A 10,161-nucleotide genomic window follows, 5' to 3' on the forward strand; every position below is an offset into this window, starting at 1 on the left:
GGGGGGCGGTTCGCGCGGTGGGCGATGGACGTACGCCCGCTGCGGGTGCCGGCGTACCGGCGGCTGTGGGTCGGCAACGGCGTCTCGATGTTCGGCTTCCAACTCACCGCCGTCGCCGTACCGGTGGAGATGTTCGCGCTGACCGACGAGTCGCTCTGGGTCGGCCTGCTGGGCATCGCCGGGTTCGTCCCGCTTGTGGTGTTCGGCCTCTGGGGCGGAGCCATCGCGGACGCGATCGACCGTCGCCGGCTACTGCTGGCAAGTTCCACCCTGATGTGGATGTCGACCCTCGGGCTGCTGCTCCAGGCGGTGTTCCGGGTCGGTAGCCCGGTGCTGCTGCTGGGGCTGGTCGTGGTGCAGACGACCGCGTTCGCGATCAGTTCACCGGCCCGGCAGGCGATCATCGCGCGGCTGGTGCCCACCCCGCTGGTACCGGCCGCGAACACGCTGGGTTACACCACCTCGACCGCCGGTGGTGTGCTCGGGCCTCTCGCCGCGGGCCTGGTCTTCTCGGTCGGATCGGTCGAGGCGATGCTGCCGGTGGCGTACGGGGTGGACGCGGTGCTCTTCACGGTGTCGTTGTGGGCGACCTACCGGCTGCCCGCGATGCCGCCACTGGACGACGGAAGCGGTGCTCCCCGCCGGGCCGGCCTGGCCAGCGTGGTCGACGGATTCCGATACCTCGCCACCACGCCGGTGCTGTTGCTCTCGTTCGCCGTCGACATCATCGCGATGGTCCTGGCCATGCCCCGGACGCTCTTTCCGGAGGTGGCCGAGGAGCGGTTCGGCGGCGGTGCGGCGGTCGGGTGGCTGTTCAGTGCGATCGCGATCGGATCCCTGCTGGGCGGGCTCACCTCGGGCTGGATGAGCCGGGTCCGCCGGCAGGGCGTGGCCCTGGTGGTCGCGGTGGTCGGCTGGGGCCTGGCGATCGCGGCCGCCGGTCTGGCCCGACAACTCTGGCTGGTGGTCGGGCTGCTCGCCCTGGCCGGGGCGGCCGACCTGGTGAGCGCGGTCTTCCGGCAGTCGATGTTGCAGGTCTACGCGCCGGACCGGATGCGGGGTCGGTTGCAGGGCGTGAACATCATGGTGGTGGCGGGCGGGCCACGCCTGGGTGACCTGCGGGCCGGTATGACCGCCGCCGCGTTCGGAGTCGGGTTCGCCTGGGTGGGCGGCGGCGTGGCTGCGGCGGTTCTCGCCGTGCTGCTCGTGCTCGTCTTCCCGGCTCTGCTGCGCTACCGGGCGCCGAACCCGGGCGAGAAGCCGGACTCCGGCTCCGCCTCCGGATCCGGCGGAGGCTCTGACAAAGGACCGGGCGGAGGCTCTGACAAAGGACCGGGCGGAGGATCGGGCGACGGCCCGGCTCCGAGGGTCGGGACGGGGACGGTCGGCTCGGCTCCGGGGGCGTGACGGGGACAGTCGGACCGGCTCCGGGAGCCGCGGCGAGGCCGGCCGGGGCGGCCGGGACGGGGTCGGTGGCCAGGGCTGGTTCCGGCGCGGCGCCCGGTCAGCCGGGCGGCGCGTCCGGGTAACGGCTATGGTCCCGGCATGGACAACGTCAAGACGGCGACCCGGCCGCTTTCCGGTGCACAGTGGACGATATCGGCCGGCGGCCAGGAGGCCGTGGTGGTCGAGGTCGGTGGAGGGCTTCGGGCGTACCGGGCGGATGGCGTCGACTACGTCGACGGGTACGGGGAGGACGAACTTGCGGCCGGGAGCGCCGGCCAGGTGCTGGCTCCCTGGCCGAACCGGATCCGCGACGGCCAGTACACCTTCGCCGGGCAGGCGTTGCAACTGTCGTTGACGGAGCCCGACCGGCACACCGCGATCCACGGCCTGGTCAACTGGCTGCCGTGGCGACTCGTCTCCCAGCAGCCGGATGCGGTCGTGGTGCAGTGCGAGATGCCCGCGCAGGTCGGGTATCCGTGGCCGCTGGTGCTTCAGACCGAGTGGCGGATCGGTGCGGACGGGCTGCGGGCGCACCACCAGGTCACAAACGTCGGCCGCGCGGAGTGCCCGTTCGGCTTCTCGGTGCACCCGTACCTGCGACTGCCCGGGGTGGCCGTGGACGACCTGCTGCTGCGGGTGCCGGGTCGTAGCCGGTTGCTGCTGGACGGCCGGTTGTTGCCGATCGGGGCGGCGAAGGTGACCGGCGGTGAGTACGACTACACCGAGCCGCGCCGGATCGGGGCGGCCGTCCTCGACCTCGCCTTCGGGGACCTGGACCCCGCATTGGTCGACGAGCGGGGATCCTCGGTCACGCTGGCCAGCCCTGATTCCACGGCTGCGGTGAGCATCTGGGCCGATCCGTCGTTCGGCTGGTGGCAGGTGTTCACCGGGGACACCCTGACCGGTGACCGGCACCGGCGTTCGGTGGCGGTGGAGCCGATGACCTGCCCGCCGGACGCGTTCCGTTCCGGCCGGGACGTGATCGTGCTCGAACCGGGACAGACCTGGCAGGGCACCTGGGGCATCCGCCCCGGCGCCTGAGTCCGGGGGAGGCACCCGATGGAGTTCTCGAAGGTCGTCCGGCGGCGGCGGATGGTGCGCAACTACGACCCGGACCGGCCGGTCCCGGCGGAGTTGGTGGACCGGCTGCTGGACCATGCGGTTCGGGCCCCGTCCGCCGGTTTCGCACAGGGCTGGGCCTTTCTGGTGCTGGAGGAGGCCGCGGACCGGGAGCGGTTCTGGGCCGCGGCCAGTCCGGCCGCCGGTCGCAGCGATCCGGCGACGGGCGTCGCGAGCCGTTGGCTCACCGGGATGCGCCGGGCACCGCTGATCGTGGTTCCGCACGCCAACCGCTCGGCCTACCTGGACCGGTACGCCGAGCCGGACAAGGGCTGGACCGACCGCGACGAGAACCGCTGGCCGGTGCCGTACTGGTACGTCGACAGCGGCTTCGCGGCCCTGCTGATGCTGCTGACAGCCGTGGACGAGGGGTTGGGCGCCTGCTTCTTCGGGATCCCGCCAGAGCGGACCGGGTCGTTCCGCGACGCGTTCGGGGTGCCGGGCGAGTTCATGCCGATCGGTGCGCTCACCATCGGTTACCCGGCCCCCGACCATCGGTCACCGTCACTGCGTCGTGGTCGTCGACCGGTCGAACAGGTCGTGCACCGGGGTCGGTGGAGCTGACAACCTGACCGGCGCCGGTCAGGTTGCTCCCGGAGGTAGTAACGAAACTGACATCCGCGGACAAACCAAGAGGTCGTCGGAGGTCGCTAGGCTGACGGACGTCATTGGTACGGTGCGGTTGCAGGGGTGGCATGCCGCCGGGGGCAGCAAAGCAAGGAGTCAGGCCAGCACGGCCATGGGGAGGGGAGCGTGCCGTCGTGATCTTCAAAGCGGTTCGGGACGGGCGTCCCTACCCGGACCACGGGCTCACGTTGAAGCAGTGGGCAGAGATCCCGCCACGTCCGCTGCGTCTCGACCAGCTCATCACCACCAAGCGGGAACTGGCGCTGGACAAGCTGCTCGCCGAGGACTCCACCTTCTACGGCGACCTCTTCCCGCACGTGGTGCAGTGGAGCGGCGGCCTCTACCTGGAGGACGGACTGCACCGCGCGCTCCGCGCCGCCCTGCAACAGCGAAACCAGATCCACGCCCGGGTCCTGCTGCTGCCGCCGTCCTGAGCCGACGGGCGCGCGATGACCAGCCGTTAGGGTGGCGGTCATGAGCGAGCGGAGTGCCGGCACGAGCGAACGGATCGCGCGAACCGGTCAGGACCGGACGGCACCGTTGGACCTGCTCGACCTCGACGGTTCGCTCGCGGAGGAGGACCGGCAGATCCGCGCCGTCGTGGCCGGGCTGGTGACGACCCGGGTACGGCCGTACGTCGCCCGCTGGTACGAACTCGGCGAGGCCCCGATCCGGGATCTGGCCGTCGAGTTCGGCAGGGTCGGCCTGCTCGGTATGCACCTGACCGGTTACGGCTGCGCCGGCGCCTCGGCGGTCGCGTACGGGTTGGCCTGCCTGGAACTGGAGGCGGGCGACTCGGGCGTACGGTCGCTGGTGTCGGTGCAGGGCTCGCTGGCCATGTACGCCATCTGGCGGTACGGCTCCGAGGAGCAGAAGCAGCACTGGCTGCCTTCGATGGCGTCCGGCGAGACGATCGGCTGCTTCGGGTTGACCGAGCCGGACCACGGCTCCGACCCGGCCTCGATGGCCACCCGGGCCCGGCGGGACGGCACCGACTGGGTACTCGACGGCGGCAAGATGTGGATCACCAATGCTCCCGTCGCCGATGTCGCGGTGATCTGGGCCCGGACCGACGGGGGCGTACGCGGCTTCGTCGTACCCATGGGGACACCCGGCGTGACGGCTCGGGAGATCCGGCACAAGATGTCGCTACGGGCCTCCTCCACCGGGGAGATCGTGCTCGACGAGGTCCGGTTGCCGGCGGACGCCCTGTTGCCGACGGCGACCGGTCTGAAGGCTCCGCTCTCCTGTCTCACCGAGGCGCGGTACGGCATCGTCTGGGGTGCGCTGGGCGCGGCCCGGGACTGCCTGCACACCGCGCTCGACTACGCCACCGGCCGGGAGCAGTTCGGCCGGCCGATCGCCGGTTTCCAACTCACCCAGGCGAAGCTGGCCGACATGGCGGTCGAGTTGCAGAAGGGCTACCTGCTGGCTCTGCACCTGGGCCGGCTGGCCGACGCGGGCACGTTGCGCCCGGAACAGGTCAGCGTCGGCAAGTTGAACAACGTCCGGGAGGCGATCGAGATCGCCCGGCAGTGCCGGACGATTCTGGGCGCCAACGGGATCAGCGGCGAGTATCCGGTGCTGCGGCACGCCAACAACCTGGAGAGTGTGCTGACGTACGAGGGCACCTCGGAGATCCACCAGTTGGTGATCGGGCAGCGGTTGACCGGCCTGGCCGCGTTCGGCGGATAGCGACGGCACCGACGGTCAGGTGACCTTCCTGGCGGACCGGATGGCGGTGGCCAGCGTCTCCAGGGCGGCGGCGCTGGCCGCGTACGAGAAGAGCGGTTCGCTGTTCCAGCCGACGATCTGGTTCGCCTTGACCGCCGGCAACTGACCCCAGGTCGGCTTGCCCGTCAGGTCCTTCGGTTGCAGCGTGGAACTGCGGTTGTCCAGCAGCAGGAGGTCGGCGGGGTACTTGTCGGCGTTCTCCCAGCTCAGGCTCTCGAAATAGCCGAGGTCGTCCACCTTGTCCGGCACGATGATGTCGAGGCCGAGCTGCTTGTAGTAGAGGATGTCCGCGTTGACGCCGGGGTTCGAGGCGTAGAAGAGGTCGGCGGCGGCCGAGCAGGCGAGCACCTTCAGACCCGGGTTGGCTCGGGCGGCCTGCCGGATTTCCTCGGCGGCCTTCTCGAACCGGGTCTTCGCCTCGGTCACGGATGCCTTGTTCAGGTCGGCGCCGAGTGCGGCGGCGAGCTGGGCGTGCCGGTCGATCACCTTGTCCAGCGGTGCGCGGGAGGCGACCAGGGCGACGGTGGGTGCCAGTGGCGTGATCTTGTCTTTGCTCTCGTCCGGCACGTACCAGAGGGAGTTCTTCTCGTACTCGTGCGTGACAAGCAGTTCGGGCTTGAGTGCGACGTACTTCTCGATGTTGAACTCGCCCCAGGTGTTGCCGATCACCTCGACCTTGCCGACGTCCAGGTTGCCGGCCTGGACGTCGGGACGGCCGTCGGCCAGCCTGGTCGGGCCGAAGACGCCGACGAGCTGGTCGGTGACGCCGAAGTCGTACAGCGCGGCGGCGGTGCCGACGAACGCGACGACCCGTTGCGGGCGGCCGGTCGCGGACGCCGTCTGGCCGCGGTCGTCGGTGAAGCTCCAGGCGCCGTCGCCGGCCGGGCCGCCCGCCGAATCGTCCTGCCCGCAGGCGCTGAGCAGGGCGCCGAGGCCGAGTACGCCGGCCGCGCCGAGCAGGTTCCGGCGGGTGAGGTGACGGTGCTGGGGCATGGCGTGGGACTCCTCGACTGATGCGCGGACGAGTGTTGACCGACCGGATCGACGTCGAGCGGCAGGTCTTACGGACGCATAGGTTAGCCTGTCCTAAGTTCTCGTTGTCAAGCCGCCTGGTACCCGCCAGGCGGACCCGGAAGAGGCGCCTCCACCAGCCGAATCCCGCAGAGCGTGGGCGGCACGCCGGGATTAGAGCCACCGGCCAGGGGTAGCCCGTCCCGTGGGAAACGCCGCCATCGCCGACTATGGCCTGCTCGCCGACGGGCGCAGCGCGGCATTGGTCGACCGGAGGGGCTCGATCGACTGGTGGTGCCCGGAGCGGTTCGACGCGCCCTCGGTGTTCTGCCGGTTGCTGGACTCCAACGGCGGGCACTGGTCCATCCAGCCGACGGACGATTTCGAGACCCGGCGCGAATACCTGTCCGACTCGCTCGTGCTGCGTACGGTCTTCACCACCGCGTACGGCGAGGCGTCGGTGACCGACGGACTCGTCCTGGAGCCCGGTTCCCGGGGACATCTCATCGGCCGGCGGTCGCCCGGAGTACTGGTCCGGGTGGTGGAGGGCGGCTCGGGCACGGTCGCGATGGCGATGTCCTACTACCCCCGGCTCGAGTACGGCAGCCGCACCGCCTACCTCGTCTGGCGGGACGGAACACTCGTCGCGACGGCGGGGCCGACCACCCTGACGATGACCACACCGGTACCACTGACCTGCTCCGACGTCGAGGCGACCGCCCGGTTCACGGTCGGTCCGGGAGAGCGGAAGGTCTTCGTCCTCGCGCACCGGCCGACGTACCACGAGGGGTCACCGGCCGGACTCGACGCCCGGGACCCGCTCGGCGACACGGTCGAGGGCTGGCGGTCCTGGGCGAACCTGCACAGCTACCCGGGGTGCTATCCGGAACTGGTCCGGCAGAACGCCCTGGTGTTGCAGGGACTCACGTACCAGCCGAGCGGCGCCGTCGTCGCCGCGGTGACCACCTCCCTACCGGAACGGATCGGCGGGGACTGCAACTACGACTACCGGTACGCCTGGCTGCGCGACTTCAGCCTGACGCTACGGGCGCTCTGGGTCGCGGCCTGCCCCGACGAGGCGAACCGGCTGTTCGGCTGGGTGGCCTCGGCGGTCGGGCAGGTCGGCGATGAGCCGGTGCCGATCATGTTCGGGGTCGAGGGCGAACGGGACCTGACCGAGCGACGGATCGAGACGCTGCGCGGCTACGCGGACAGCCTGCCGGTCCGGGTCGGGAACGAGGCGTGGCGCCAGCGCCAGCTCGACGTACTCGGTGAGGTGTTGGACGCGGCCTGGCAGCTGCGGGACTACCTCGACCCGATGCCTCCGGAGGTACGCGACCTGCTGCGTTCCCTCGCCGACCAGGCGGCGACGAGTTGGCGGGATCCGGACGCCGGGATGTGGGAGTCCCGGGATGCTGACCGGCACTACCTGTCGTCCAAGGTCCTCTGCTGGGCCGCCCTGGATCGGGCGATACTCTTCGGCGACCGGCTCGGGGACGCCGCGGACCTGGCCCGCTGGGCGGCGGCCCGCGACGAGGCCCGGAAGACGATCCTGCGGGACGGCTGGAACGCCGAGGTCGGTGCCTACACCGGCGCCTTCGGCTCCGACAAACTCGACGCCAGCGTCCTGGTGATGCCGATCGTCGGGATCCTGCCGGCCACCGACGAGCGGATGCGGGCCACCATCGCGCTCATCGAGGAACGGCTGTCCGACGGTGGGCTGCTCCGGCGCTGGGACACCGATCCGGCGACCTTCACGCTCTGCTCGTTCTGGCTGGTGCGCTGCCTCGTCCTGGCCGGCGAGCGGGACCGGGCCGCCGCGATGTTCGAACGGATCGCCGGCACCGCGAACGACCTGGGGCTGTTCGCCGAGCAGTTCGATCCGGCCACCGGCGCGCACCTCGGCAACTTTCCGCAGGCGTTCTCCCACATCGGACTCGTCATCGCCGCGTGGGACCTCACCGCCGCGCCCGACGCGGTACTGAACGAAGGAGAATCCTGATGACTGGACGTCTCTCCGGCAGGACTGCGCTGATCACCGGCTCGGATTCCGGGATCGGGCAGGCCACCGCGATCGAGTTCGGCAAGGAGGGCGCCGACGTGGTCGTGCACTACCTGCACGACCACGACGGCGCCCAGCACACCCGGGAACAGGTGGAGCGGGCCGGTCGGCGGGCGGTCGTCGTACAGGGGGACATCAGCGACGAGGACCAGGTGGCGGCGATGTTCGACCGTGCGCTGGAGTTCGGCGACCTCGACGTGCTGATCAACGATGCCGGCGTCGACGCCTCCGGCATTCCCGTGGTCGACCTGGACACCGAGACCTGGGACCGTGCGATCCGGGTGAACGTGTACGGCGCCTTCTTCTGCTCCCGGCGGTTCGCCCAGCACCGCCGGGACCAGGGCGGCAAGGGGAAGATCATCAACATCACCTCGGTGCACCAGGAGGTGGCCCGGGCCGGCGGATCCGACTACGACGCCAGCAAGGGAGCACTGCTCAACCTCTCCAAGAGCATGGCCCTGGAACTCGCGCCGCTCGGCATCAACGTCAACAACATCGGGCCCGGCATGGTGCTCACGCCGTTCAACCAGAAGGCCATCGACGACCCGAAGTACCTGGAGGAACAGGTCCAGAGCATCCCGTTCCGTCGCGCCGCCGAACCGGTCGAGATCGGTCGGGTGGCGGTGTTCCTGGCCAGCTCCGACGCCGACTACGTCACCGGGTCGACCTATTTCATCGACGGTGGGCTGATGCAGAACCAGGGTCAGGGCGCCTGACCGCCGCCAACCGCCCGAGCCACGCCGCGCGGACCGTCCCGGAGGGACGAAAGACTGGAGAGTCCCGGAGCGACGAGGACAGGAGAGTTCCGTGACCGACTATCCACACACGATCGTTCCGGTCGACCACGTCGAGCCGGCGGCCCGCCGGATTCGCGCCGTCCTCAACGGCGAGTGGGTGCTGGACACCACGAACGCCTGGTATGTCTGGGAGTGGCCGCACTATCCGCATTACTACATCCCGTTCGCCGACGTGCGCCAGGAGATGCTGGTCGACGAGCACGACATCGAGGAGTACAGCCGTGGGGCGGCCCGCCAGTACGGGCTCCGGGTCGGCGACACCTACCGCCCGGGTGTCGTCCGGGTGCACACCGAGAAGTCCATCGAGGGACTGCCGGACATGGTGCGCTTCGAGTGGGACGCCCTCGACGCCTGGTTCGAGGAGGACGAGGAGGTCTTCGTCCATCCCCGCGACCCGTACACCAGGGTGGAGGCGTTGCGTTCGACCCGGCACGTGCGGGTCGAACTCGACGGCACCCTGCTTGCCGAGACCTCGTCACCCGTGCTGGTGTTCGAGACCGGGGTGCCGGTCCGCTACTACCTCAACCGCACCGAGGTGGATCTCGGCCGGCTGATCCCCACGGACACCATCACGGCCTGCCCGTACAAGGGGAGGACCAGCAACTACTGGTCGGTCCGGGCCGACGGCACCACCCACGAGGACGTCGCCTGGGCGTACGACTTTCCCAGTCACGTGTTGCAGCCCATCGCCGGAATGGTGTGCTTCTTCAACGAGCGGACCGACCTGTTCGTCGACGACGAGCGGCTGGCCCGGCCGCAGACCCGCTGGTCGAGGTAGGCCGGGTCCCCGTTGCCCGAGGAGTGGCTGGGCCGCGTCGTCCAGATACTGGTCGTCATCGTCGAGGCGGTGGGGGCGGCGGTGATCTTCATCGGGGCGGTCTGGACGGCCGCCCGGTTCGTGCTGACCGGGATCCGGCACCGCTCCGCCGCCGTCTTCACCCCGATCCGGCTGTCGCTGGGCCGGTTTCTCACCCTGGGGCTGGAGTTCCAACTCGCCGCGGACATCTTGCGTACCGCCGTGTCGCCGAGCTTCGGGCAACTCGGCCGGCTGGCCGCGATCGCCACGATCCGGACCGCGCTCAACTACTTCCTCGGCCGGGAGGTCCGTTCGGAACAGCGGCAACTCGGCGACGCGGCGGCCGATCGGCAGCCCGGCAACGCGGCGGTCGATCGACAGCCCGGCGACCCGGCGGGCCGCCGGTGAAACCCCTGGGCACCCTGCTCACCGCCCTGGCGCTGGGATCGGCGGCCATGACGCTGCTCACGACCGGCTCATGGCGGGCGGCGATCCGGCTGCTGCTGGACCTGCTGACCGCCGCCGGCCTGATCCGGCTCGCCGCCGCGCAGAGCTGGACCGATCTTGCC

The 10,161-nt window shown here is 70.4% G+C and carries 9 protein-coding genes and 1 pseudogene; 9 read left to right on the top strand and 1 reads right to left on the bottom strand.

Going from position 1 to position 10,161, the window contains the following annotated elements:
- Positions 1–24 precede the first annotated feature (24 nt).
- From I0C86_RS33300 to I0C86_RS33320, 5 genes and pseudogenes are all read left to right on the top strand, one after another.
- Positions 25–1,254 (top strand): annotated as a pseudogene (locus I0C86_RS33300) (MFS transporter); the annotation flags it as partial.
- 291 nt (positions 1,255–1,545) lie between these two features.
- Positions 1,546–2,487: an aldose 1-epimerase family protein gene (locus tag I0C86_RS33305; RefSeq protein ID WP_196205279.1), complete on the top strand. Its 942-nt coding sequence runs from the start codon at positions 1,546–1,548 to the stop codon at positions 2,485–2,487.
- A gap of 18 nt (positions 2,488–2,505) precedes the next feature.
- Positions 2,506–3,129 carry a nitroreductase family protein gene (locus I0C86_RS33310; RefSeq protein ID WP_196205280.1) on the top strand — a complete coding sequence of 208 codons (624 nt, stop codon included), beginning with the start codon at positions 2,506–2,508 and terminating at the stop codon, positions 3,127–3,129.
- Positions 3,130–3,326: 197 nt separating this feature from the next.
- Positions 3,327–3,626 (top strand): type II toxin-antitoxin system VapB family antitoxin, encoded by a 300-nt coding sequence (locus I0C86_RS33315; RefSeq protein ID WP_196205281.1) that lies wholly within the window; start codon positions 3,327–3,329, stop codon positions 3,624–3,626.
- A gap of 40 nt (positions 3,627–3,666) precedes the next feature.
- The gene (locus I0C86_RS33320) at positions 3,667–4,887 is read left to right on the top strand and encodes an acyl-CoA dehydrogenase family protein (protein ID WP_196205282.1); all 1,221 of its coding nucleotides are present in this window, start codon (positions 3,667–3,669) and stop codon (positions 4,885–4,887) included.
- Between the two features lie 15 nt (positions 4,888–4,902).
- Here I0C86_RS33320 and I0C86_RS33325 read toward each other — a convergent pair whose 3' ends face one another.
- Complete coding sequence (locus I0C86_RS33325; RefSeq protein WP_196205283.1) at positions 4,903–5,919, bottom strand: ABC transporter substrate-binding protein; 1,017 nt, start codon at positions 5,917–5,919, stop codon at positions 4,903–4,905.
- Positions 5,920–6,142: 223 nt separating this feature from the next.
- On the opposite strand from I0C86_RS33325, the gene I0C86_RS33330 reads away from it, so the two are divergent.
- The 4 genes from I0C86_RS33330 (at position 6,143) to I0C86_RS33345 (ending at position 10,000) form a co-directional block, all read left to right on the top strand.
- Complete coding sequence (locus I0C86_RS33330; protein WP_196205284.1) at positions 6,143–7,939, top strand: glycoside hydrolase family 15 protein; 1,797 nt, start codon at positions 6,143–6,145, stop codon at positions 7,937–7,939.
- Positions 7,939–8,715: a glucose 1-dehydrogenase gene (locus I0C86_RS33335; protein WP_196205285.1), complete on the top strand. Its 777-nt coding sequence runs from the start codon at positions 7,939–7,941 to the stop codon at positions 8,713–8,715. The genes I0C86_RS33330 and I0C86_RS33335 overlap by 1 nt, the downstream gene beginning before the upstream one ends.
- A gap of 91 nt (positions 8,716–8,806) precedes the next feature.
- Positions 8,807–9,574: a DUF427 domain-containing protein gene (locus I0C86_RS45240; protein WP_196205286.1), complete on the top strand. Its 768-nt coding sequence runs from the start codon at positions 8,807–8,809 to the stop codon at positions 9,572–9,574.
- Between the two features lie 12 nt (positions 9,575–9,586).
- Positions 9,587–10,000, top strand: a complete 414-nt coding sequence (locus I0C86_RS33345; protein ID WP_196205287.1) for a DUF1622 domain-containing protein — start codon at positions 9,587–9,589, stop codon at positions 9,998–10,000.
- Positions 10,001–10,161 lie beyond the last annotated feature (161 nt).

Origin of the sequence: Plantactinospora alkalitolerans (assembly GCF_015690345.1) — a bacterium.
GTDB classification, from domain to species: domain Bacteria; phylum Actinomycetota; class Actinomycetes; order Mycobacteriales; family Micromonosporaceae; genus Plantactinospora; species Plantactinospora alkalitolerans.